General features: G+C 68.2%; 19 protein-coding genes. 9 read left to right on the top strand and 10 right to left on the bottom strand.

The annotated features are described in order from the left end of the window. The first annotated feature begins 32 nt into the window (after positions 1 to 32). Both LPH33_RS21120 and LPH33_RS21115 read left to right on the top strand, forming a co-directional pair. Positions 33 to 1,346, top strand: coding sequence for an acetyl-CoA C-acetyltransferase (locus tag LPH33_RS21120; RefSeq protein ID WP_229565864.1), 1,314 nt, complete (start codon positions 33 to 35; stop codon positions 1,344 to 1,346). Between the two features lie 230 nt (positions 1,347 to 1,576). Next, on the top strand, positions 1,577 to 4,156 hold the full coding sequence (locus tag LPH33_RS21115; protein ID WP_229565862.1) for a VanW family protein: 2,580 nt from the start codon (positions 1,577 to 1,579) through the stop codon (positions 4,154 to 4,156). A 75-nt stretch (positions 4,157 to 4,231) separates the two neighbouring features. Here the strand turns inward: LPH33_RS21115 and LPH33_RS21110 are convergent, their stop codons facing one another. The 3 genes from LPH33_RS21110 to LPH33_RS21100 all read right to left on the bottom strand — a co-directional run bounded on the left by LPH33_RS21110 (position 4,232) and on the right by LPH33_RS21100 (position 8,126). Then, positions 4,232 to 5,443 (bottom strand): oxygenase MpaB family protein, encoded by a 1,212-nt coding sequence (locus LPH33_RS21110; RefSeq protein ID WP_229565860.1) that lies wholly within the window; start codon positions 5,441 to 5,443, stop codon positions 4,232 to 4,234. Between the two features lie 141 nt (positions 5,444 to 5,584). After that, on the bottom strand, positions 5,585 to 7,420 hold the full coding sequence (locus tag LPH33_RS21105) for an acyl-CoA dehydrogenase (RefSeq protein WP_229565857.1): 1,836 nt from the start codon (positions 7,418 to 7,420) through the stop codon (positions 5,585 to 5,587). A 97-nt stretch (positions 7,421 to 7,517) separates the two neighbouring features. Then, entirely contained in the window at positions 7,518 to 8,126 is a 609-nt protein-coding gene (locus LPH33_RS21100) for an SAM-dependent methyltransferase (RefSeq protein WP_145692219.1), read from the bottom strand. Between the two features lie 163 nt (positions 8,127 to 8,289). On the opposite strand from LPH33_RS21100, the gene LPH33_RS21095 reads away from it, so the two are divergent. Both LPH33_RS21095 and LPH33_RS21090 read left to right on the top strand, forming a co-directional pair. After that, positions 8,290 to 9,312 carry a beta-ketoacyl-ACP synthase III gene (locus LPH33_RS21095; protein WP_229565855.1) on the top strand — a complete coding sequence of 341 codons (1,023 nt, stop codon included), beginning with the start codon at positions 8,290 to 8,292 and terminating at the stop codon, positions 9,310 to 9,312. 38 nt (positions 9,313 to 9,350) lie between these two features. Continuing rightward, positions 9,351 to 10,058, top strand: coding sequence for an HNH endonuclease family protein (locus tag LPH33_RS21090; RefSeq protein ID WP_229565853.1), 708 nt, complete (start codon positions 9,351 to 9,353; stop codon positions 10,056 to 10,058). Between the two features lie 15 nt (positions 10,059 to 10,073). On the opposite strand, the gene LPH33_RS21085 is transcribed toward LPH33_RS21090, so the two are convergent. Beyond that, positions 10,074 to 12,194: a thiamine pyrophosphate-dependent enzyme gene (locus LPH33_RS21085; RefSeq protein WP_229565851.1), complete on the bottom strand. Its 2,121-nt coding sequence runs from the start codon at positions 12,192 to 12,194 to the stop codon at positions 10,074 to 10,076. A gap of 20 nt (positions 12,195 to 12,214) precedes the next feature. Beyond that, positions 12,215 to 13,561, bottom strand: coding sequence for a cytochrome P450 (locus tag LPH33_RS21080; protein WP_088897879.1), 1,347 nt, complete (start codon positions 13,559 to 13,561; stop codon positions 12,215 to 12,217). 138 nt (positions 13,562 to 13,699) lie between these two features. On the opposite strand from LPH33_RS21080, the gene LPH33_RS21075 reads away from it, so the two are divergent. From LPH33_RS21075 to LPH33_RS21065, 3 genes are read left to right on the top strand one after another with little or no spacing between them, the layout of a single operon-like run. After that, a complete protein-coding gene (locus tag LPH33_RS21075) occupies positions 13,700 to 14,599 on the top strand; it encodes an alpha/beta fold hydrolase (protein WP_016696243.1) in 900 nt (299 codons plus the stop codon). Continuing rightward, complete coding sequence (locus tag LPH33_RS21070; protein WP_229565849.1) at positions 14,584 to 15,042, top strand: fluoride efflux transporter FluC; 459 nt, start codon at positions 14,584 to 14,586, stop codon at positions 15,040 to 15,042. Before LPH33_RS21075 ends, LPH33_RS21070 begins: the two co-directional genes overlap by 16 nt. Further along, positions 15,039 to 15,407: a fluoride efflux transporter FluC gene (locus LPH33_RS21065; protein WP_088897881.1), complete on the top strand. Its 369-nt coding sequence runs from the start codon at positions 15,039 to 15,041 to the stop codon at positions 15,405 to 15,407. Before LPH33_RS21070 ends, LPH33_RS21065 begins: the two co-directional genes overlap by 4 nt. Here the strand turns inward: LPH33_RS21065 and aroD are convergent, their stop codons facing one another. The 3 genes from aroD to LPH33_RS21050 form a co-directional block, all read right to left on the bottom strand. Continuing rightward, positions 15,408 to 16,178 carry a type I 3-dehydroquinate dehydratase gene (gene aroD / locus LPH33_RS21060; RefSeq protein ID WP_229565847.1) on the bottom strand — a complete coding sequence of 257 codons (771 nt, stop codon included), beginning with the start codon at positions 16,176 to 16,178 and terminating at the stop codon, positions 15,408 to 15,410. Positions 16,179 to 16,220: 42 nt separating this feature from the next. After that, complete coding sequence (locus LPH33_RS21055; protein ID WP_145692227.1) at positions 16,221 to 17,873, bottom strand: MDR family MFS transporter; 1,653 nt, start codon at positions 17,871 to 17,873, stop codon at positions 16,221 to 16,223. Between the two features lie 117 nt (positions 17,874 to 17,990). Further along, positions 17,991 to 18,314: a hypothetical protein gene (locus tag LPH33_RS21050; protein WP_024102029.1), complete on the bottom strand. Its 324-nt coding sequence runs from the start codon at positions 18,312 to 18,314 to the stop codon at positions 17,991 to 17,993. Between the two features lie 111 nt (positions 18,315 to 18,425). On the opposite strand from LPH33_RS21050, the gene LPH33_RS21045 reads away from it, so the two are divergent. Continuing rightward, on the top strand, positions 18,426 to 20,000 hold the full coding sequence (locus tag LPH33_RS21045; protein ID WP_229565845.1) for a hypothetical protein: 1,575 nt from the start codon (positions 18,426 to 18,428) through the stop codon (positions 19,998 to 20,000). Between the two features lie 4 nt (positions 20,001 to 20,004). Here the strand turns inward: LPH33_RS21045 and LPH33_RS21040 are convergent, their stop codons facing one another. Then, positions 20,005 to 20,385, bottom strand: a complete 381-nt coding sequence (locus tag LPH33_RS21040) for a hypothetical protein (protein WP_016696235.1) — start codon at positions 20,383 to 20,385, stop codon at positions 20,005 to 20,007. Between the two features lie 66 nt (positions 20,386 to 20,451). Beyond that, positions 20,452 to 23,763, bottom strand: a complete 3,312-nt coding sequence (locus tag LPH33_RS21035) for a bifunctional proline dehydrogenase/L-glutamate gamma-semialdehyde dehydrogenase (protein ID WP_229565843.1) — start codon at positions 23,761 to 23,763, stop codon at positions 20,452 to 20,454. A gap of 180 nt (positions 23,764 to 23,943) precedes the next feature. Here LPH33_RS21035 and LPH33_RS21030 point away from each other — a divergent pair, with 180 nt between their 5' ends. Then, complete coding sequence (locus LPH33_RS21030; protein WP_229568426.1) at positions 23,944 to 24,729, top strand: DUF1206 domain-containing protein; 786 nt, start codon at positions 23,944 to 23,946, stop codon at positions 24,727 to 24,729. The last annotated feature ends 1 nt before the right edge of the window (position 24,730 follow it).

Genomic DNA, 24,730 nt, shown 5'->3' with positions numbered 1-24,730 from the left:
AATTCGAATCCGTCCGAAACCGGGAGACACCAGTGACCACCAAAGCCCGTTCCACGCAGCAGCGCCGTGTCGCCGTTCTCGGAGGCAACCGGATCCCGTTCGCCCGGTCCGACCGCAAGTACGCCCGCGCGTCCAACCAGGACATGTTCACCGCCACCCTCGACGGTCTCGTCGGCCGCTTCAACCTGCAGGGTGAGCGCCTCGGTGCCGTCGTCGGCGGTGCGGTCCTCAAGCACGCCCGCGACTTCAACCTCGTCCGCGAGAGCGTGCTCGGCAGCGCGCTGAGCCCGTACACCCCGGCCTGGGATCTGCAGCAGGCGTGCGGCACCGGCCTGCAGTCGATCATCGCGGTCGGCGACGCCATCGCCGCCGGACGGATCGAGGCGGGTATCGGCGGAGGCGTCGACACCACTTCCGACGCCCCGATCGCCGTGAACAACCAGCTCCGCGAGTTCCTGCTCTCCCTGAACCGGGCCCGCACCACGGCCGACCGGGTCAAGCTGCTCGGCAACGTCCGCCCGTCGATGCTCGGCATCGAGATCCCGCGCAACGGCGAGCCGCGCACCGGCCTGTCGATGGGTGAGCACGCCGCGATCACCGCCAAGGAGTTCGGCGTCTCCCGCGAGGCCCAGGACGAACTGGCGGTCGCGAGCCACCGCAACATGACCGCCGCCTACGACCGGGGCTTCTTCGACGACCTCGTCACCCCGTTCCTCGGGCTGACCCGCGACGACAACCTGCGTCCCGATTCGTCGGTCGAGAAGCTGTCGACGCTCAAGCCGGTCTTCGGCACCAAGCTCGGCGACGCCACCATGACCGCGGGCAACTCGACGCCGCTCACCGACGGCGCGTCGGCCGCGCTGCTGTCGAGCGAGGAGTGGGCCGCCGAGCGCAAGCTGCCCGTGCTCGCCTACCTCGTCGACTCCGAGACCGCCGCGGTCGACTACATCCACGGTGGCGACGGGCTGCTCATGGCGCCCACCTACGCCATCCCGCGCCTGCTGCAGCGCAACGGCCTGACCCTGCAGGACTTCGACTTCTACGAGATCCACGAGGCGTTCGCCTCCGTGGTGCTCGCCACACTCCAGGCGTTCGAGTCGGAGGAGTACTGCAAGGGCAAGCTGGGGCTCGATGCCCCGCTCGGCTCGATCGACCGCAGCAAGCTCAACGTCAACGGCTCGTCGCTGGCGGCCGGTCATCCGTTCGCCGCGACCGGCGGCCGGATCGTGGCCTCGCTGGCCAAGATGCTGCACGAGAAGAAGCAGGAGACCGGCAAGCCCGTCCGCGGCCTGATCTCCATCTGCGCCGCAGGTGGACAGGGTGTGACGGCGATTCTCGAGGCCTGATCGCCACCCCTCGGAAGTCGTTGAGAAAAAAAGTTCCGTTCGGTGTGTAACGCTCCGCGACGGACAGCGATAGACCCAGCGACCCCGCGCTGCTGCCTGACCCCCGACCTGGTAGCAACGCGGGGTCTTCGCATTCCGGGCGAAGCCGACCGAAGCTGGGGCACTACCCTTGAAACCAGGTAGTCGGCGCGCGAATTCGACAGCGCGTCCAGCTTTGCGAAGGGATCCGGGTGAGCGGCAGCAACGGGACCGACGAGTCCCCTCACGAGCACGACGACGCACGAACCGAGAACGTCGGTTCGACGGCGGAGTCCGCTCGCGAGGCCGAGGGTGCGTCGGCTCCTACCGAGCGTTTCGAAGCGGTCGATCCTCACCGGGAGGTGGCGGAGGCGGGCAGTGTCACCGAGCCGCAAGCGGGTGAAGCGACCGAGCCTGGAGCGGGCAGCGTCACCGAGCCGCAGCCGGCCGCCGAGGCTCCGCAGCCGGTCGTCGGCGAAACGCCGGAGGCGAGCGGAGCGGTGGAACCGCAGGTCGACGAGCCGAAGACGGAAGCCATGGCTGCCCCGCAGGCTCCCACAGAGGCCCGATCCGATGGCACGGACCAGGTGGCTCCCACCGGCGCGGACGGGTCCCCGACCGAGAACGTCCATCCTTCGGAGGCACCCACCGCGGTCATCCCGGTCGTCGCGCCGGGGAACCGCGCACCGGACGGATCGTCCGCCGCCACCCATCGGCTCCTCCGTTCGCAGGGGGAACCGGACCCGGCGCAACCCGGTCCGGCACAACCCGGTCCCGAACAGCCGGGGGCTCCCGTCCCACCCACGTCGACGGCGATGCCGTCGGCCGCCCATCCGCCGCAGGGCGACCAGCCGACCCACCAGATGCAGGCGGGTCCGCCGCCGCAGGGGCCGCCTCCCGTCACCCCTCCGCCCACCGGCGGCCCGGGAGGTTCCGGCGGAGACGGCGACGAACCGGGTAGGTCCGGATCGAATCTGCCCCGGCGCACGATCGCGCTCGTCGTCGGTGGTGTCGTCGCGCTGCTCGCCGTGTTCTACGTGGCCGATCTGGCGTTGTCGTCGGGCAAGGTGCCGCGCGGTGTCACCGTCGCGGGTGTCGAGATCGGCGGCATGTCGCTCGATGCGGCCGAGGCCGAACTCACCGAACAACTGACGCCGCGGCTCGACATGCCCGTCGACGTCACCGCCGGCGACACCCAGGGACAGATCGTGCCGTCCGAGGCCGGGATCGGGATCGACTGGCCCGCGACGCTCGACCAGGTGGGTTCGCAGCCGCTCAATCCGTTCACGCGACTCGCGTCGTTCTTCGGGAACGACGAGGTCGGTGTGGTCTCCACGCGCGACGAGGTCGCCCTGTCCGCAGCCATCGAGAAGGCCGCCACTGCCGCCGCGCACGAGCCGCGCGAGGGCAACATCGTCTTCGAGGACGGCACACCCGTTCCGGTGACGCCGCAGCCCGGCCAGCAACTCGACGTGGCCGTCGCGGGCGACGTCTTCGCCGAGCGCTGGCCGTACGGCGACGTCTCGCTGCCTGTCGAGAGCGTCGACGTCACCGTCACCCGCGAGGGCCTCGACCGGGCGCTGGCGGAGGTCGCCGTTCCGGCCGTGGCGCAGGATCTGGTCGTCCGGGGGCTCGACGGGGCCGTCGGTGTGCTTCCGCGCGATGCGGTGGGCGCCGTCCTGTCGTTCGTGCCGGACGGTTCGGGAGGACTCGAACCGCAGTACAACACCGAGGCCGCGATCGGCATCCTGGCGCCGCAGCTCGCGCCGTCGGAGACCGAACCGAAGGATGCGCGGATCGTCCTCGACGGTGGTCGCCCGACGATCGTGCCCAGTGAGACCGGCGAGATGGTCGACTGGCCCGTCACCCTCGAGAAGTTGCCCGACCTGCTGAAGGAGGAGGGCGACCGCAGCACCGACGCGGTGTACAAGAAGGCCGAACCCGAACTCACCACCGAAGGCGCCGAGAAGCTCGGCATCGAGGAAGTGGTCTCGGAGTTCACCACCAGCGGCTTCGAATACGCGTCCGGCGTCAACATCCGGCTCGCCGCCCAGGAGATCAACGGCGCCATCGTCAAGCCGGGGGAGACCTTCTCCTTCAACGACTACACCGGTCCGCGCGGTGCGGCACAGGGGTACATCGAGTCGGGCATCATCGAGTCCGGACGTCCCGGTAAGGCCGTGGGCGGTGGCATCAGCCAGCTCGCGACCACCCTCTACAACGCGACCTACTTCGCCGGCATGGAGGACGTCGAGCACACCGAGCACAGCTACTACATCTCCCGGTACCCGGCGGCCCGCGAGGCCACGATCTACGACGGCGCCATCGACCTGAAGTTCCGCAACCCGTTCGACACGGGCGTCCTGATCCAGACGATCGGCACGAGCTCGGACATCACGGTGCGGATCTGGGGCACCAAGACCGTCGACGTCCAGTCGGTCACCGGCAACCGCACGAACTTCACCTCGCCCAACACGATCACGTTGCCCGCCGGGTCGGCCTGCATCCCGTCGAGCGGCGCGCAGGGCTTCACCGTCACCGACACCCGGATCGTCACCGACGCACGGACGGGCGCGCAGATCTCGAACGCGACGCGCACAGTCCGATACGACCCGGTCCCGATCGTGAAGTGCATCAGCCCCGAACCGGAACCGAGCGATGAGCCCTCCGGTGGTGGCGACGACGCGACCTCCGGTGACACCGGATCGGAGGACGCTGAGGCCGAGGACGCACCCGCGCCGGAATCGCCTGCGGCAGAAGCGCCGGCAGAGGGTGGAACCGAGGAGGAGTAACCGACGTCCTCGAAACTTCGGGGAGGTTGTGTGCGGTTCCGGCGAAGAACTCGCACACAACCTCCCGTAGTTTCGTCACTCGGGAAGCGGCACCACGTCGGGGATCTCGCCGTCGAGGATGCGGAGCTGCGCGTCGCGCAGTTGCTTCTCGCCGTGACGCTGCAGCCACGCCTTCCCGGCCGGGAAACGGCCGATCACATGGTGTTTGACGACGTTCACGGCGAAGCGACCCACCGGATACCACGGCGGACGCAGCGGGACCTTCAGTGCGAGGACGCCGGACGGGCCGAGAAGTGTTGTCGCGAGCGACAGTCCGCGTTCGTATTCGTACCGTCGACGCAGTGCCTGGAAACGCGGATACCGGGTGTGGAGCGGGAGTTCGACGAGCGACCGGGCGAGCATGTGGCTGTTCTCGTCGGCGGCGGGTGAGGACGACCCGATCTGGTACATCATCCGCAGTCCAGAGCGCTCCTCGAACCGGAGCCACTTCGGGTCGACGCCCATCAACCACCCGACGTACGCCCACAGGTGCAGGACGGCTTCGGCCTCGCGCCGGGTGTACCGCACACCCAGGACGCGGGTGTGGAGCAGGAAGGTGATCGAGAACAGGCCCAGCGTGCCGGCCTGGTCGAACTGGTTGACCGGTAGTCCGCGGAACTCGGTGTCCCACTCGCCGTCGTGCTCGTGGTGATAGTCGACGAAGGCGTGCATCAGTCGCACGTGCACCGAGAGCGTGAAGCCTTCGCCGAAGCGTTCGAGACCGCCGTCGGCGACGCACCCGTTCCACCACGTCCCCGTCTCGGCGATGCGCCGGCGGGTGCGCTCACCGGTGAGGCGACCGGACGACGTCAGCACCGGTAGTGGACCGGAGTTGTTGTATCCGCCGAGCAGCGAGCCGTAGGCGAGGACGTCGCCGACGTCGGATCCGACCCTGCGCAGCGTGCGTGCGCCGAGGGCGATCGTGTCGCGGTCGACCCAGTCGGGGGTGTCCTCGAGCATCTCGAAGTACTTCCGGAGCACGGGAGGGGCGTCGGGGACGGCGTCGATGCCCTCGGCCAGTGCAGTGCGGAACTGCGCGAGGGTGACAGTACGGTCGCGCCGGATGGCCCGCACCAGTTCGGCGCTGGGTTCGTCGCGCTCGAGTAGGGCGCGGCGCAGGGCGTCCGCCTCCTCGGGTGTGGCATCGGGAGCGCGTCCCGCGAAGGGGCGCAGGGGTGCGGTGATGCGGGCGGCCTTCTCGCGGTCGCGCATGTACCGAGTCGTCGTCGACGTGCCGGTGATGGTCACAGGGCTCAGAGTGCTACTGACAACAAAGGTTGTCAATGCTGCTCCCGAAAAACGACGAGACCGACGTCGTGTGCGAAATCCGTCGGGAAGTCGCGCACAACGTCGGTCTCGTCTATCGCGCTACCGCCGTGAGCGGTTCGATCAGAACGCCGCTTCGTCGAGCTCCATGATGTCGAGGTCGACGTCGGTGATGATCTGACGCGCGACGCTCAGCTCCGGCAGGACGTTCTTGGCGAAGAAGGACGCGGCCGCGACCTTGCCCTCGTAGAACGCCTTGTCCGAGGCGTCGACGTCGGCGTCGAGCGCGGAGAGAGCGATCTCGGCGTGCTCGAGCAGCAGCCAGCCGATCATCAGGTCGCCGAACGCCTCGAGGAAGCGGACGGAGCCGAGGCCGACCTTGTACAGCTCGGTGGGCTGCTCCTGCGCACCCATGAGGTACTGGGTGAGCGTGGCGACCATCGTCTGGGTCTCGCCGAGGGCGGTGGCCAGGAGCGTGCGCTCCTTCTTCAGGCGCTGGTCGGCGTCGTCGCGCTCGACGAACTTCTTGATCTCCCCGGCGACGTGGGCGAGCGCCACACCGCGGTCGCGGGCGATCTTCCGGAAGAAGAAGTCCTGCGCCTGGATGGCGGTGGTGCCCTCGTACAGCGAGTCGATCTTCGAGTCGCGGATGTACTGCTCGATCGGGTAGTCCTGCAGGAAGCCCGAACCGCCGAGGGTCTGGAGCGAATCCTTCAGGTACTGGTAGGCCCGCTCGGAGCCGCAGCCCTTGACGACCGGCAGCAACAGGTCGTTGATGCGGTGCGCGAGACCGGCGTCGGCGCCGGAGACCTGCTCGGCGACGGAGTCGTCCTGGTGGGCGGCGGTGTACAGGTACACGGCGCGCAGGCCCTCGGAGTAGGCCTTCTGCATCGCGAGCGAACGACGGACGTCCGGGTGGTGCATGATCGACACGCGCGGGGCGGTCTTGTCGGACATCTTGGTCAGGTCGGCGCCCTGGATGCGCTCCTTGGCGTAGTCGAGGGCGTTGAGGTAGCCGGTCGACAGGGTCGCGATGGCCTTGGTGCCGACCATCATGCGAGCGTGCTCGATGACGTCGAACATCTGCGCGATGCCGTTGTGGACCTCACCGACGAGCCAGCCCTTGGCCGGAACACCGTGGCCACCGAAGGTGACCTCGCAGGTCGCGGAGGCCTTGATGCCCATCTTGTGCTCGACGTTGGTGACGAACACACCGTTGCGCTCGCCCATCTCGTTCTTCTCGAAGTCGAAATGGAACTTCGGGACGAAGAACAGCGACAGGCCCTTGGTGCCGGGGCCGGCGCCCTCGGGGCGGGCGAGGACGAGATGGAAGATGTTCTCGAACAGGTCGTCGGAGTCGGCGGAGGTGATGAACCGCTTGACGCCCTCGATGTGCCAGGAGCCGTCGTCCTGCTTGATCGCCTTGGTGCGACCGGCGCCGACGTCGGAACCGGCGTCGGGCTCGGTGAGGACCATGGTGGCGCCCCAGCCGCGCTCGACGCAGGTGGCGGCCCACTGCTTCTGCTCATCGGTGCCGTTGTCGTAGAGCACGCCCGCGAAGGCCGGGCCGGCCGCGTACATGAACGCGGCGGGCTGGGCGCCGAGCATCATCTCGTTGACGGCCCACAGGAGGCTGCGGGGTGCGTCGGTGCCGCCGATCTCCTCGGGGATGCCCATCGACCAGTAACCGGCGTCCCACCAGGCGCGGAACGACTTCTTGAACGGCTCGGGAAGCGACACCGAATGGGTCTCGGGGTCGAAGACCGGCGGATTGCGGTCGGCGTCGGCGAAGCCTTCGGCGGCCGGCCCCTCGGCCAGTGCCTTGACCTCGGCGAGGATGCCGCGTGCGGTGTCCTCGTCCAGATCGCCGAACTTGCCGGCTTCGAGGACCTTCTGAATCTTCAGGAACTCGAAGAGGTTGAACTCGAGGTCGCGGAGGTTGCTCTTGTAATGGCCCATGTCGTCGGTGTCTCCCAGTGTGGTGCGGTCCAGCTGGCTTCAAGTACCGCCCAAGTTATTACTCGTCGGTAACATCTCCATGTTACTCGTCGGGCAACTAACTGCCAAGAGGTGGTTTGCTCGCCACGACGAGCGCGTCGATCGCCGTTCCCGCGTCGGTTTCCCGATATCGCCGTTCGGCAATCCCGATTTCCAATCTTCCGTCGATTTCCTCGACGAGATCGGTTGGCGTGTAAAGGATCTCCTTGTCCTGGGGTCCGCCCACGCCCTCGTCGACATTTATCGTGTCGTGCCCCAGGAATATGAGGATTCCTTCAGGTTTCAGCGAATTGATGGCGCGGTCGAGAAGCGCCTTCCGCTGTGGCGGAGGGAAATGCAGGAAGGCCGAGAGAATCAGGTCATATTCACCCTCGAACGAGTCGGCCGTCACATCTGCGAGGACGTAGCGGAGCCGGTCTCGCGAGCGCGACGGCGCCTGCGCCGCGATCCGGCGGGCCTTGTCGAGGGCGACCTCGGAGAAGTCGACGCCCACGACCTCCCATCCGCGCGTCGCCAGCCACAGGGAGTGACGACCTTCACCACACCCGAGATCGAGGGCGCGACCATGCGGCAGCGACGCCACGTGTTCGACGATCACCGGATTGGGCGGCGCGCCCCAGATCAGTTCCGACGCCGCATACTTCTCGTTCCAGTCCTGTGCATCCATACCGCGACGCTAGCCCGCGTCCGGTGGACGGGACGGCCGCTTGCGGTGCGGGTCACGGAAGCGCATCGTCGGGGTAGCGCTGTGACGAAACCGTGACCTGCGATATCGTTGACCGGATGCGATGTGCCGACACGCGGTACGTCGAGGAGGAGGAGTTCGTCTGATGGGTGCACAGATCGCTGTCCCTGCCCCGCTGAGGAACAGCGCGCTGCTCGGTCTGGGTGTGCACCGCCCCGAGCGCATCGTCACCAACGACGAGATCTGCCGGCAGATCGACTCGAGCGACGAATGGATCCAGTCGCGGTCCGGCATCAAGGAGCGCCGTTTCGCGAAGCAGCATCCTGAGGAGTCGGTCGTCGACATGGCGACGAGCTCCGCCGAGCAGGCCCTCGCGGCCGCCGGCCTCACGGGTGCGCAGATCGACACCGTGATCGTCGCGACCTCCACCTACCCCTTCCAGACCCCGCAGGCCGCGGCTCTCGTCGCAGACCGCATCGGCACCGGCGGTGCCGCGGCGCTCGACATCCAGGCCGGCTGCGCAGGTTTCTGTTACGCCCTCGGTGTCGCCTCCGATCTTCTGCGCGCCGGAACGGCCGAGCACGTGCTCGTCGTCGGTGTCGAGCGCATGAGCGACACCACCGAGCCCACCGATCGCTCGGTGCGCTTCATCTTCGGCGACGGTGCCGGTGCCGTGGTCGTCGGCCCGTCCGACGAGGTCGGTGTCGGCCCCACCGTCTGGGGCTCCGACGGTTCGCAGGCCAACGCGATCCGCCAGGAACCCGACTGGGTCGACTTCGCCACCAACCCGAACCAGAAGCGTCCCTGGATCATCATGGAGGGCACCGCGGTCTTCCGCTGGGCCGCCTTCGAGATGAGCAAGTTCGCCCGCCAGATCGCCGACAAGGCCGGCGTGGCGCTCGAGGACCTCGACGCCTTCGTCCCGCACCAGGCCAACCTGCGCATCAACGACGTCATCGTCAAGCAGCTCGAACTGCCCGAGACGGTTGCGGTCGCCGACGACATCATCGAGACCGGCAACACCTCCGCCGCGTCCATCCCGCTGGCGATGGAGAAGATGCTGCGCACCGGCCAGGTCGAGGCCGGATCCACCGCGCTGCTCCTCGCGTTCGGTGCCGGCCTGTCGTACGCGGGCCAGGTCGTGAAGATGCCCCCGCTGGCGAAGTAGGAAGCGGCAGCAGTACGACTTCGTAGCAGTATCGACATATGGCGAGCACTCGCACGTCGTCCATTCCCCGTTGGGTCTGGGTCCTGTGCTTCATCGTGGTCAGCGTGGTCGTCGTCCTCCTCGAACCGGTGGGGGACGACGAACCGGCAGGTCCCGGCGGGAGCACGGTCGAGAACCCCTCCGAAGCGCTCGAGGCGCTGGCGGCCCTGCCCGTCCGGCCCGCCGAATCGCAGAGCGGCTACGACCGCTCGCTGTTCGGTTCGGCCTGGACCGACGAGGTGACCGTCGAGATGGGGCGCAACGGCTGCGACACCCGTAACGACATCCTGCGGCGCGACCTCGTCGATGTCTCCTTCGAGCCGGGGAAGAAGCAGTGCACGGTCACCGCCGGCACCCTCGAGGATCCGTACACGGGGAAGACGATCTCCTTCCGTCGCGGGGTCGAGACCTCGTCCGCCGTGCAGATCGACCACGTCGTCGCCCTGTCCGATGCGTGGAAGAAGGGCGCCCGCTATCTCGACGATCAACAGAAGCGGAACCTCGCGAACGATCCGCGCAACCTGATCGCCGTCGACGGCCCCACCAACCAGGGCAAGGGTGACTCCGACGCGTCGGAATGGTTGCCGCCGAACACCGCCTACCACTGCGAGTACGTCGTGCGGCAGATCGAGGTGAAGACCACTTACGAACTGTGGGTCACCCAGGCGGAACACGACGCGATGTCGCGCATCCTCGCCTCCTGCTGACCCGTCTCCTGCTGATCACGCCTCCAGCAGGGCCCGCACGATGTCGTCCTCCGACATCAGCACGTGCGCGGCCGCGGGTCCGAGCGGCACGTAGCTGTCGTGGGAGGTGACCCGCGTGATCCGGCCGTGCCACGCCTCGTCGACGAGCGCCGCGACGACCGCTTCCGCGACCCCTCCGCTACGGCGCGTCTCGTCGACCACTACCACGCGCTCGAAGCGGCGGACGTGTTCGAGCAGTGCGGTCGTCGGCAGCGGCGACAACCACTGCAGGTCGAGGACGGTCGCCGCCACTCCTGCGCGACGGACGGCACGCAGACTCATCGGCACCCCGTTGCCGAAGGTCACCACCAGCACGTCGCGTCCGTCGCCGTAGGTGCACACCGATCCCGGTGGGAGCCCGGCGGTGTCGGGGACCTGCTGCCACAGTCCGTCGCCCTCGTCGTAGAGGTCGCGCCGGTGGTACAGCGCGATCGGTTCCAGGTAGACGCACACCCGGCCCTCCTGACGGGCCAGTTCGACGCACGTGCGCAGCAGGGCGCCGGCCGTGGCGGGTGAACTCGGCACGGCCAGCACGAGACCGGGGATGTCGCGCAGCACGGCGACGGAATCGTCGTTGTGGAAGTGCCCGCCGAAGCCGCGCTGGTAGGGCAGGCCCGCGATGCGCACGACCATCGGATTGCGGTACCGCCCGTCGGAGAAGAACGCCAGGCTCGCCGCCTCCCCGCGTAACTGGTCCTCGGCGTTGTGCAGATAGGCCAGGTACTGGATCTCCGGGATCGGCAGCATGCCCGCGGCGGCGAAACCCAGCGCGGTGCCGAGGATCGTCTGCTCGTCGAGCAGGGTGTCGAACACGCGCAGGCGCCCGAAGCGCTCCTGCAGTCCTCGGGTGACGCCGTAGACCCCGCCCTTGAGGCCGACATCCTCGCCGAACACACAGGCGTGGGGATCCTCCTCGAGCAGCTGCCCGAGCGTGCGGGTGACGGCCCGGGCGAGCGTGAGCGGTTCGCCGGCCGGGTGCGGATCGTCGTCGACATGCACGAGCCCGGATTCGAGCGGTCGCATCACCTCGGCGGCGGTCGCCAGTCGCGGCGGCTGCTGCAGTGAGTCGGCGACGGAGTCGACCTCCGCCCGTATCCGCTCGTACCGGTCGAGAACCCCTGCAGCATCGAGCACTCCGCGCGTGACGAGTTCGCGGGCCGTGCCCACCAGCGGGTCCCGCTTGTGATCGGCGGCGAGAGCCGATGGGCTGCGGTAGGCCGACTCGACGTCGGAACCGGCATGACCGAGGAAACGCACCGCCCGCACGTGCAACAGGATCGGCGCCCGGGTCGTGCGCGCCGTCTCCGCGGCATCGGTTGCGGCAGCGAGCATTTCCACCGGATCGGCGCCGTCCACCGACCGGTACTCGATCCCCGGATACGACGACAGCGACCGCTCGAGCCAGCCGGGCGGGGTGGGGACGCTGATGCCGAGCCCGTTGTCCTCGCACACCAGCAGCAACGGCAACGGCAACCCGCGGTGACGGCAGTAGGCGGCCGCGTTCAGGGCACCGACCGCCGTCGAATGGTTCGCCGAGGCGTCGCCGAAACTGCACACCACCACCGAATCCCACGGCCACGCCGCATCGAGTCCGAGACGCTGCATCCGAGGCAATGCGAGGGCGAGACCGACGGCTCGCGGCAGATGCGAGGCGATCGTCGACGTCTGCGGCAGGATGTTCAGGTCGGCGTTGCCGAACACCTTGTGCCGACCCGCCGAGATCGGATCGAGCGTGGACGCCGCGCATCCGGCGAGCACGTCGCGGATCGGGGTGCTGCCCTCGACGAGCGACGCGCGAGCCGCGTAGAAACCGCCCGAACGGTAGTGCAGCAGAGCAGGATCCGTCACCCGCGTGCACAGGCCCAGCGCGGCGTTCGATTCGTGGCCCGCCGACGCGATGGTGTAGAAACCCTCACCGCGTCCCTGCAGGGTGCGGGCCGCGAAATCGAGGTGCCGCGACTGCACTTGGGCGTCGAAGTACCGCACCAGCAGGTCGTCGTCGACCCGCCGGTCGACCGGCCGCTCCGGCGGTGCGTGCCCGGGCAGAGCGCGCACCGCGGCGACGAAACGTTCGTCGAGTTCGTCGGCGGCGGTCACCCCTTCTTTCTACGCCCCGATCACCTCGGAAGGAGGTGGATCGGACCTCCGTCGTTCGGGAACGGCAACGACGTGAAGTTCATCGGCGCGACGTAGTCGGCCGGCACGTGCCAGCGGAAACGCAACAGCAGGTGGTGCAGCACCGTCTTGATCTCGGCTCCCGAGAAATGCATGCCGAGGCACCGATGCGCGCCACCGCCGAAGGGTGCCCAGGCGTACTTGTGCACCTTGTCCTCGCGGCGCTCCGGCGAGAACCGCTCAGGATCGAAACGTTCCGGGTCGGGCCACAATTCGGGCATGTGGTGGGAGAAGTGCATCCCGAGATTGAGGAGGGTGCCCTTCGGGACGAAGTGTCCGAGGATCTCGGTGTCCTTCGCCGCGCGTCGCACAACACCCGGCACCGGAGTCACCAGTCGCTGGCATTCCTTGATCACCAGATCCAGCGAGGTCAGTTCGTCGAGCCGGTCGAAACTCGGCGTGGTGGTGCCGAGCGCGTCGGATTCGTCGCGGCACCGCTGCTGCCATTCGGGGAACTGGCCGAGATACTGCATCGCCGTCGACAGTGTGATCGTCGAGGTGTCGTGCGCGGCCATCATCAGGAAGATCATGTGGTTGACCACGTCGTCGTCCGAGAACCGTTCGCCTTCTTCGGATTCGACGTGGCAGAACACCGAGAAGATGTCGTCGCCGTCCCCTGCGCGACGCGCGGGGAGATAGTGCCGGAAGAACTTCTCGAGGCGTGCCCGTCCGACGATGCCGCGACGCCACCGCGTGCCCGGCAGCGGATAGCGCACGATGGCGGTGGCCGCCTGCACGCATCCGATGAAAGCCCGGTTCACCTCGTCCATCTCGCGGGCGGACGATCCCTCGGCGCCGCCCATGAAGATCTCCGTCGCGAGGCCCAGGGTCAGTTCCTTGAGCGCCGGGTACACGCGGAAATCGTCGCGCGGTGTCCACCCGTCGAGGGTCCGTTCGATCGACGGGTGCATGCGGTCGGTGTAGAGGGACAGTCGGTCGCGGGTGAACGCCTGCGACATGATGCGACGGTGCGCGGTGTGCTCGTCGCCGTCGAGCAGCATGAGCCCACGGTCGAAGAACGGCCCGATCAGGGCGCGCCAGCCCGGTCCGTTCAGCAGCGCGCGGTCGCGGTTCTGCAGGGCCGCACCGACGGCGTCGGGCCCGAGCAACACCACCCAGGGGCGGCCGGCGAAGCGGAACCACGAGACCGGACCGTGCTCGTGGTACCGATGCGTATATGCCCCAATGGGATCGCGCATGTACTTCAGCGCGTAACCGACGTAGGGGAGGCCACTGTCGCCCGGGACGGGAGCGAGGCCTGGAGGTGGAGGAGCAAGCATCTTCGTCACGGGCGCATCTCCGGGTGGTCGGAATCTGACGCTGGCTGTAGTCAGATCCAATGTAGCGCGCATCACATCTCGGTTGCGTCGATTCGTCCCACGGGACGGTTGCTGGTCGGGCGTGCGGGTGCGTGCCATGCTGACGCCATGGACGTCGAACGCCCCAAGCTCGAAGGCACCGTCGCGGTCGGGGAGGGCCGCCGGCTCGGTTTCGCCGAGTTCGGGTCGGCCCAGGGCCGCACGGTGTTCTGGCTGCACGGCACACCGGGTGCGCGCCGCCAGGTTCCCATCGAGGCCCGCGCCTTCGCCGAACGGAACCACATCCGCCTCATCGGGATCGACCGCCCAGGGATCGGCTCGTCCACACCGCACCTCTACGAGAACGTCCTCGCGTTCAGCGACGACCTGCGCATCGTCGCCGACACCCTCGGAGTCGACCGCATGGCGATCGTCGGACTGTCCGGCGGCGGCCCCTACACCCTCGCCGCGGCTTATGCGCTGCGCGAACGGGTCGTCGCGGCCGCGGTCCTCGGCGGTGTCGCACCCGTCGTCGGTCCCGAGGCGATCGACAGCAACCTGATGAAACTGGGCGCCTTCGTCGCGCCGGCACTGCAGACCGCGGGCGTCCCGATCGGTGTGGCGGTGAGCGCGGCGATCCGCGTGGTGCGTCCGTTCGCGTCGCCGATCATCGACCTGTACGGGCGGCTCTCACCCGAGGCCGACCGCCGCCTGCTCGCTCGCCCCGAGTTCAAGGCGATGTTCCTCGACGACCTGCTCAACGGCAGCCGACGTCAGATCTCCGCGCCGTTCTCCGACATCGTCGTGTTCACCCGCGACTGGGGCTTCCGCGTCTCCGACGTGAAGGTGCCCGTGCGGTGGTGGCACGGCGACACCGACCACATCATCCCGATCGAGCACGGCCTGCACATGGTGGACCTGCTGCCCGACGCACAGTTCCACCACCTGCCCGGCGAAAGTCATCTCGGGGGTCTCGGTGCGTCGGAGGAGATCCTCACTACTGTTCTGGAGTTGTGGGACCAGGACTGAGCGAGGGTGAACGCCCGCTGCCGAGAGCGCTGCACCTGCGACCGTCGGCACTGGCGGCGGTCGCCGTGGGCGGCCTGCTCGGGACGAGCGCCCGCTACGGCCTCGGCCGGTGGTTCCCCGTCGAGTCCGGCGGCTGGCCGGTCACGACCTTCGCGATCAACGTCCTCGGTGCGCTGCTGCTCGGCTTCCTGCTCGAGGCCTTGATCCGCATCGGCCCCGACACCTCCTGGCGGCAGGTGGTCCGGCTCGGGGTGGGCACCGGTGCGCTGGGCTCGTTCACCACCTACAGCGCACTCGCCGTCGACACCGACCTGCTGCTGCGCGACGGGCACCTGCTCGCCGCGGTGACCTACGCGCTGGGTACGGTGCTCGCCGGATCGGTCGCGACCGGCGTCGGCATCGCCCTCGGCGCCTGCCTGGGTGAACGCCGGAGCGCGTCGTGATCGCGGTGGGGGTGGCGCTGGCGGGCAGCCTCGGCGCGGTCGTCCGCTTCGTCGTCGACAGTGCTCTGCGTGCCCGTTCCGGGTCGTCCCTGCCGTGGCCGACGGTGCTGATCAACGTCACCGGTTCGCTGCTGCTGGGGCTGCTCACCGGTGCGGTGCTGTTCCACGAGGCCCCCGCGGAGATGCTCACCGTCGTCGGGGTGGGGTTCTGCGGCGGGTTCACCACCTTCAGCACGACCAGCGTCGACTCCGTCCGCCTGATCGTGGCGCGCCGCTACGGCGCCGCCTGCGCGATCGCGTTCGGCACGCTCGCGACCACGCTCGTCGCGGCGGCCGCCGGGCTCACTCTCGCCACCGTGTGGTGATCAGCGGGCGCGGTCGATCAACCCGAGCACCGAGCGCAGTTCGTCGGCGTCGACCTGGCCGGGTGCCGACGCGGTGCCGACCATCCCGAACGTCGCCGCCGATCCGAAGATCTGACCGGCGAGCCGCGACACCACGCCGAGACCGCCCATCGACATGGTGATCAACGGGCGGTCGGCGTGGTCCTCGTGCATGGTGCGGGTCGCGTCGAGCAGCGTGAGCACGTCGGCCGTCGATCGCGGCATGACGGCGATCTTGCAGATGTCGGCGCCGAGTTCCTGCATTTCGCGCAGCCGCGCGACGATCTCGTCCTTCGGCGGCGTGGCGTCGAAGTCGTGGTTCGACGCCACCACCGCGACACCGCGGGCGTGCGCCGCCGCGACGATCCGCTCGACGGCGGCACGGTCGCGGCGGTACTCGACGTCCACCAGATCCACCGTGCCGCTCTCGGCGAGCGCGACCGTCAGATCTGCGTACGCCTCGTCGGCGATCGCGATCTCCCCGCCCTCGTTCGCGGTGCGGCAGGTCGCGAGCAGGGGAGTGCCCCGCAACTGCTCGGCGAGGGCGCCGGCCTGCGCGACCACCGAGGCGACGTCGTCGACGGTGTGGAAGAAGTCCACGCGCCATTCGACGACGTCGGCCCGATCGGCGACGGCCGCGATCTGCTCGCGCAGCGCCTCGGGGGTGCGGCCGGTGACGGGGACGACGATCGTGGGTGCGCCTTCACCGATCACCACGTCCTTGACGCGAACCGGTGTGATCGTTCGTCCCACGTGCCGTCTCCGTTCCCTCGTCCGATGGCCGGACCTATTCGATCACGGCCGCTTCGACCCGCTGTCCGCAGTGTCCGCAGTGTCCGCACCGACCTCGGTTCCCTCGACGACCACGACGGTGTCGTCCTTCGACGCCTTCGCCGGGTCGGCGACCGCCTCGCCACGCGCGACCATGAGTGCCTCGTCGGAGAGCGGGATCTCCTTGATGAAGCACGCGAGGACGAACGCGATGAGCAGGAACGGGATGAGGTACCAGAACACCGGCGCCAGCGAGTCGGCGTAGGCGTCGATGACACCCTCGCGGACGGGATCGGGCAGCATCTTCATCGCTGCCGGATCGACGGTCGCGGTGGCCTGACCGGCCTGCTCCGGGGTCGCGCCGGCCGCGGTGAAGACCTCGACGAGCTTCTCCGCCAGGCGGTTGGTGAAGATGGTGCCGAAGATCGCCACACCGAGTGCCGCACCGACCTCGCGGAAGTAGTTGTTCGAACTCGTCGCCGTGCCGATCTCGTCGGCGGGCACCGCGTTCTGCACGATCAGGATGACGACCTGCATGATCAGGCCGAGACCCAGACCGAAGACGAACAGCATCGAGCAGATCACCCACAGCGGGGTGTCGCCCTCGAGCGTGGTCAGCCACAGCATGCCCGCCGCGGTGATGAGCGAACCGACGATCGGATAGATCTTGTAGCGCTGGGTCTTGGTGATGGCCAGACCCGAACCGATCGAGGTGATCATCAGACCGGCCATCATCGGCAGCAGTAATAGACCCGAGACCGCGGCCGAGGTACCCGACGACATCTGCAGGAAGGTCGGCATGAAGGCGATCGCCGAGAACATGCCGAGGCCGAGGACGAAACCGATGGCCGTGGCGTTGACGAAGATCGAGTTGCGGAACAGGGACAGCGGGATGATCGGGTCCTGCGCCCGCGACTCGACGAGCACGAACAGGCACACGAACACCACGAGTCCGGCGCCGAACATCCACGTGAGCGGAGCGGTCCAGCCGCGGTCGGCGTCGCCACCGAAGTCCGTGAAGAAGATCAGGCAGGTCGTGGCGAGCGAGAGCGTGAGCACACCGAGGATGTCGATCCGCTTCGTCGGCTTCTTCACCGGCAGGCGCAACGCGAACCAGGTGATGACGAACGCGATGATGCCGACCGGCACGTTGATGTAGAAGCACCACTCCCACGTCAGGTGGTCGACGAAGAAGCCGCCGATCAGCGGGCCACCGACGGCCGACAGACCGAAGATCGCGCCGAGCGGGCCCATGTACTTACCGCGTTCGCTCGCGGGCACGATGTCGGCGATGATCGCCTGCGACAGGATCATCAGGCCGCCGCCGCCGAAGCCCTGGATCGCGCGGAAGACCACGAAGGTCCAGAAGTCGTCGGTCATCGAGCACGCCGCGGAGGCGATGGTGAACACGCCGATCGCGATGAGGAACAGGTACCGGCGCCCGAAGACGTCGCCGAACTTGCCGTAGATCGGCATCACGATGGTCACCGCGAGCAGGTAGGCGGTGGTGATCCACGCCTGGTGTTCGACGCCGCCGAGCTGCCCGACGATCGTGGGCATGGCGGTGGAGACGATCGTCTGGTCCAGGCTGGCGAGCATCATGCCCGCGATGAGCGCGGAGAAGATGATCCAGATCCGTCGCTGGGTGAGAACCAGAGGTTCCGAAGTGGTGGTCACGGTGTTCCTGTCGGAATAGGAATATCGAGCTGTTACGTGAAGGTGGCCTGCGCAGGAGTGAGGCGATCGGAAATTGTTGCACCCGGTAACTTCTGCTGCAAGGCAATTTCCTCCCGGTCACTCGAACCAGGACCGCACGGGCGGTTTGACCCACATGATCTTCTCGTCCTCGTCGGTGCGGACCGCTGCGGGATGATCGGGGTGCTTCTGCGCCCACGCCGTCTTCTCGTCCATCAATCTCGCGGCGAGTTCCCAGGTCTCCATGGTGCGCGGTGGATGCGCATCCGCGGCCCGCGCCAGCTTGCGTCGCGTCTCGTCGGTCATGGCGAGCAGTTCGGCTCCCGAGATGCCGCGGTTCCATGCATACCGGGCCAGGGTCACGGCCTTGTCTCGCCGGTTCTTCTCGGCGCGATCGGTGTGGGCGAAGTCGGCGTCGCTCATGCTCCGAAGGTACGCGTCGGCCCGGACAAGGTCGCCGTCGACGAGCTGTCGGATCCGGCCACGCCGGGGGTGCCGTCTGCCTACCCTCGATGAGGGGGCTGAGGAGGCGTGATGACGGCCGACGAGATCCCGGAGGGCACACCCGACACGGTGGCGGCGCGTGCCGCTCGGCCGCCGCGGGTGCCGGTGTCCGACCCGACCCTCGGCATCGAGGTTCCCCGGTCCTTCCGCGGCACACCGCCACACCGGTTGGTGGCGCTCGGCGACTCCCTGCTGCAGGGCTTCCAGAGCGGCGCGATCTACAACACCGACGTCTCCGTCCCGGCGATCGTCGCCCACGAGCTCGGCGCCGACCTGCGGTACCCGCGCTTCGGTGGACCGGGCGGACTGCCGCTGAACGTCGAAGTGCTGTTGCGCCGGATCGAGGAGCGGCACGGATCCACGCTCGAACCGTGGGAGCTGCCGACCGCGCTCTTCACGGCGCGGGGTTTCATGGACGAGGTCGAGGACTACTGGGAACGCGGACCCGGCGCGACACCACCGCTCGTCGGATATCTCCACAACCTGTCGTGCTTCGGCTGGGATCTGCGCGACGCGCTGCAGAAGACCGCACGCGTCTGCGCCGAACGCATCGGAAGACCCCGCGACGATCTCGTGCGGCAGCTCGTCGAGAACAACGGGGAGCGGGCCGCGTTGTACGTCTATCCGAACACCGACGACCGGCGCCGCGAGATGACACTGTTCGACGTCGCGACCGAACTCGGTGCCGAGCACGACGACGACACCGACGCGGGCATCGAGACACTCGTCGTCTTCCTCGGTTCGAACAACGCGCTGCAGACCGTCACCGAACTGCAGGTCGTGTGGAGCGGCGACGACTTCCGCGACCTCGACGCGAAACAGGCATACACGATCTGGCAGCCCGAGCATTTCGACAGCGAGTTCGCGGAGGTCGTCGCGAAGCTCCGCGACATCGACGCGCGGCACGTGGTGCTGTGCACCGTCCCGCACGTCACCATCGCACCCATCGCCCGGGGGATCGGGACGAAGAACGGCTCGCCGTACTTCCCCTATTACACCCGGCCGTGGGTGGACGCACGTCGCTTCGACGCGAGCCGCGACGAACACATCACCGGCGCGCAGGCCCGCATGGTCGACGCCGCGATCGATCTGTTCGACGAGACGGTCACCGAGGCGGTCGCCGACGCGCGTCGCGCGGGACTGGACTGGTACCTGCTCGACACCGCGGGCATCCTCGACCGCCTGGCCGCCCGCCGCTACGTCGACGACCTCGATGCGCGACCCGCGTGGTGGCAGCCGTACCGGCTACCGCCGACGCTCGCCGCGCTCGACCCGGTACCGGACACGCGTTTCCTGTCGGCCGACGGTCACGGCGGTCGCGACAGCGGGGGATTGTTCTCCCTCGACGGTGTGCACCCGACGACGGTCGCCTACGGGATCCTCGCCCAGGAGATCATCGACGTGATGGTGCGTGCCGGCGTCGAATTCCGGTCGCCGAACGGAACGGTGCGAAACGGTCCTGTCGCCGTGGATTTCGAGCGTCTGCTCCGGCACGACACCCTTGTGCGTACGCCACCGCAGAATATCGATTCGACGCTGTCGATCCTGGGGTGGGTCGACGAGGTGCTCGACGTGTTCCGGGTGCAGTTGCGTTTCGGTCTGTGAGGGATCAGGTCAGGTTGATGACGTGAGCGTGTGTCGCCACGGCGTCCTGCATCTTCTTCCGCGACAGCGAGCGCGGACCGCACGCGCATCCCGACGGAATGGCGTCGTCCTCGAACTGCGTCACCTCCAGGGTGTCCACATACTCCGAATTGAGTGATGTGCCGTTGTGCGGTGTCGCTTCGCGGTCGCGGTTGCCGCGGCCGCCGGGACCGCTGCGGGAGACCACGACCTGACCCTCGGTGGTGTTGTACACCGCCGCTACGGTGTGGCCCTTGGGACAACGAACCTTGAGGACGGCCTTCTCGGTGCGCTGGGGTCCGAGTTCCTTCACTGCGGCGAGTGCGAGCTTGCGACGTTCGGTAGGGGGTGTCGTGGCGATATCCATTTTCCTATTCCACCTCACAGTGTCGGGGTTCACAGGGCTTCGGCAGAACCGCTTCGGGGTTTGTTTTCAGATGATCTCGTCGGTGAGCCGGTGCGGTGTGCCGAATCGATGAGCGGTGATCGTGACGGACTGTTCGGCCAGGAACGGCAGCATTTCGATTCGTCCGGATCCGGTCACCGGATGGTCGAACACCGCGATGTCGCATCGGGTGTTCCATTCGGCGGGCGGCGCTGCGCCGATCAGGCGGACACGCGCCGGGGTCGTGTCGACGATCCGTTCCTCCCATTCCACATCACTCTCCACGCGCACGCGACCGTCGAAACGTGCTGTATTCGAGCATCTTACGAGATCGACGTCGAAAGCCGAAGAGATTTCCACCGGCGCGCCGGCCCGGGCCGCGGCGCCGAGCACGCGCACGAGTTCGTCGGGCCGACCCGCCTCGCCGAGGCGTACGTGTGTGCGAACGGGCCGGTACCGGAACAGGTTCCGCTCCGCCGTCAATCCCGTGACATCTTGTGCCACAGCGAATTCCGACGTCCACGCTCGCTCGTCGTCGTCGAACGCCCGGCGCAGCGCGTCCTCGTCCCAGGTGCACGGTTCCCAGGAGCCGAAGCCGAAGAGGTAGTTCGGCCCACCCGCCTTGAAGCCCGCGCCCACCGACGACTTCTTCCAACCACCGAAGGGCTGCCGTCGCACAATGGCACCGGTGATACCACGGTTGACGTACAGATTCCCGGCCTGCACCCGATCGAGCCAGCGGGCGATCTCGTCGGGGTCCAGCGAGTGAAGACCTGCCGTGAGTCCGTAATCCACCTCGTTCTGGATCGCGATCGCCTCGTCCAGGTCGGCCGCGGTCATCACCCCCAGCACCGGACCGAAGAACTCGACGAGATGCGTGCGCGACCCGCGTCGCACCCCGGTGCGCACGCCGGGTGTCCACAGCCGGCCCTCCTCGTCGAGCCGGCGCGGTTCGACGAGCCACGACTCGCCGTCCTCGAGTTCGGTGAGAGCGGTGAGCAGTTTGCCCTGCGCCGGTTCGATCAACGGCCCCATACGGGTTCGCGGATCGTGCGCGGGACCGACCGGCAGTGACCGCACCGCGTCGACGAGTTGGTCGCGGAACCGGCGGGAGGTCGCCACGGAGCCGACGAGGATCACGAGCGACGCCGCCGAGCACTTCTGCCCGGCATGCCCGAACGCCGACTGCACGACGTCGCGCACCGCCAGATCCGGATCGGCGCTCGGCGTCACGACGATCGCGTTCTTGCCGCTCGTCTCCGCCAGCAGCCGCCTCCCCGGACGCAGCGAACGGAACAGCTCGGCGGTCTCGTAGGCACCGGTGAGCACCACCCGGTCGACGCGGGGATCGGAGACGAGCTTCGTGCCCAGCGACCGTTCGTCGGCGTGGACGAGATGCAGGACGTCGCGGGGCACACCGGCATCCCACATCGCCTCGGCGAGCACCGACCCGCATCGCGCCGTGAGGGTCGCGGGCTTGAGGACCACAGCCGAACCGGACGCCAGCGCCCCGAGCGTCGATCCCGCCGGGATCGCGACCGGGAAGTTCCACGGCGGCGTCACGACCGTGAGGGTCGACGGCACGAACCGCGCACCGTCGATCCCGTCGAGCGCGCGGGCCCGCTCGGCGTAGTGCCGCGCGAAGTCGATCGCTTCCGAGACCTCCGGATCGGACTGGTCGAGGGTCTTACCGCCCTCGGCGGCCATCACCTCGAGCAGATCGGCGCGACGCGCTTCGAGCACATCGGCCACCTGTTCGAGGATCCGTGCGCGCTCGGCACCGCTGCGGGCACCCCAGGCGCGACCGGCCGCCGTCGCATCGGCCAGCATGCTCTCGAGTTGTTCCTCGGAGGAGAGGGTGTGCGCACGCACGGTGTCGATACCGAGCTTCGACGACGGCACCCGCTCGAGGATGCGGCGACCCCACTCCCGGTTCTGCGGCAGGGACGGATCGGTGTCCGGTGTGTTCGTGAACACCGGCAGGGCAGGAGTGGGAGGTCCCTGCCGGTTCTGCGTCCGGTTGGGGGAGGGGACGCTGTCGTCGAGCGCCGCCACCGACGCGCGGAACCGTTGCTCCTCGCGTTCGAACAGGGTGGGATCGTCGGCGAGATCGAACACCGCCGACATGAAGTTCTCCTGCCCCGAACCCTCGTCGAGCCGGCGCACCAGATACGAGATCGCGACGTCGAACTCGTCGGGGCGGACGACGGGCGTGTAGAGCAGCAGGCTGCCGACATGCCGACGGATCACCTCGGCCTGGCTCTGCGCCATGCCGAGGAGCATCTCGAAGTCGATCCCGTTGCGCACGTGCCGGCGACCGGCGAGCTCCCACGCGTAGGCGATGTCGAAGAGGTTGTGCCCGGCCACCCCGATCCGCACGTTCTCGATCCGCTCGGGTGTGAACGCGTAGTGCAGCAGCCGCTTGTAGTTCGTGTCGGTCTCCTGCTTGCTGCTCCACGTCGCGAGCGGCCACCCGTGCAGCGACGCGTCGACCCGTTCCATCGGCAGGTTGGCGCCCTTGACCACCCGGATCTTGATCGCGGCACCGCCGCGTGCGCGTCGCGCCGCCGCCCACCGCTGCAGTTCCATCATCGTGGCCAGGGCATCGGGCAGATACGCCTGCAGCACGATCCCGGCCTCGAGGTGGAGGAACTCGGGGCGGTCGAGCAGTGTCGTGAACGCCGCGACCGTCACGTCCAGGTCGTGGTACTCCTCCATGTCGAGATTGACGAACTTCGGCGTCGGCGAGGTCGCGGCGAGACGGTACAGCGGGGTGAGCCGGCCGACGATGTCCGCGACGGTCTCGTCGAACGCCCACGGCGAGTGCGGTGCGACGGCCGCCGAGACCTTGAGCGAGACGTAGTCGACGTCGTCGCGTGCCAGCAACGCATGGGTGCCCTCGAAACGGCGACGCGCCTCGACCTCGCCGAGGACGGCTTCGCCCAGCAGGTTGAGGTTGAGCCGGATGCCGGGTCGTTGCAGTCGTGCGATGGCCCGGCCCAGCGCGGCATCGTCGGTGTCGACGACGAGGTGCCCCACCATCGCCCGCAGCGCGCGACGCGCGGCGGGGACGACGAGGTGCGGGAAGCGGGGACCGATCGCGCCGCCCGCCCGCACGGCCGCGCGGAGATGGACGGGAAGGAAATCCGGTATGTTCCGGGACAATTCGGCCAGGGCGTGCGCCGCGGTCGCCGGATCCTCGGGGCGGATGACCTCGTCGACGAAGCGCACGGTGAACTCGAGTCCGTGGGGGTCCTTCAGGACGTCGGCGAGGTGGCGGGCCGCACGGTCGGGCGCGACTTCCGACGATTCCTCCACCCACCGGCGGGCCAGGGCGACAGCATCCTCGACGATCCGCACGATGCGCCTCCGATCGACGGCGTTTCGAACCTGACGCCAATCTACCCACCGGAGCCGGTTCGCGTTTGCGGTCCGCGGTCTCGGGAATACAGCCCGAAGGGGACAGTCCCGACCGATGAGGAGACGAGAGTGAACCGTCAGGCCCCCGCGTCACGTGGCGCGGCGTCATCCGCCGAGCGCATGGCGCAGAACGGTGTATTCGAGAAGTTCGCACGTGCCGGCTACGTCGGCAGTGGCATCGTGCACCTGCTCATCGGCTACCTCGCGATCAGGGTCGCGTTCGGTCGCGGCGAGCAGGAGGCGTCGCAGTCCGGTGCGATGGCGGAACTGGGCGAGCAGCCCGGCGGGAAGATCGCGTTGTGGATCGCCGTCGTCGTCTTCGTGATGATGGGCCTGTGGCGGTTCGCCGAGGCCACCTTCGGCAAGGCGTCCGAACCGGAACAACCCGACGCCGACATGAAGGACAAAGCGTTCGACCGGTTCAAGGCCGCCTGCGTCGGTGTCGTCTATCTCGCCTTCGCGTACACCGCGTTCGGGTTCGCCCGCGGCAGCGGCAAGTCCAGTGGTGAACAGAACGCGGGTCTGACGGCGAAGCTGCTGCAGTCCGGTGCCGGCAAGTTCGTCCTCGTCGTCGCGGGACTCGTCATCCTCGGTGTGGGCGCCTACCACGTCTACAAGGGCGCGTCGAAGAACTTCGTCGACGATCTGAAGAGCCACCCGAGCACGTTCGTGAAACGTCTCGGGCTTGTCGGTTACGTCGCGAAGGGTCTCGCGCTCGGTCTCGTCGGTGTTCTGGTGATCGTCGCGGTCTTCCAGGCCGACCCGCAGAAGGCAGCGGGCCTCGACGGTGCTCTGAAGACGTTGGGCTCGCAGCCTTTCGGTACGGTGCTGCTCGTTCTCATGGGCCTCGGCATCGCGGTCTACGGCCTCCACAGCTTCGTCATGGCCCGCGACGCGAAGATGTGAC

This window comes from Rhodococcus sp. RDE2 (genome assembly GCF_020885655.1).
Classification (GTDB): Bacteria; Actinomycetota; Actinomycetes; order Mycobacteriales; family Mycobacteriaceae; genus Rhodococcus; species Rhodococcus pyridinivorans.
Note: the sequence above shows the minus strand (reverse complement) of the source record. Positions and strands in the feature narration are given on the sequence as shown.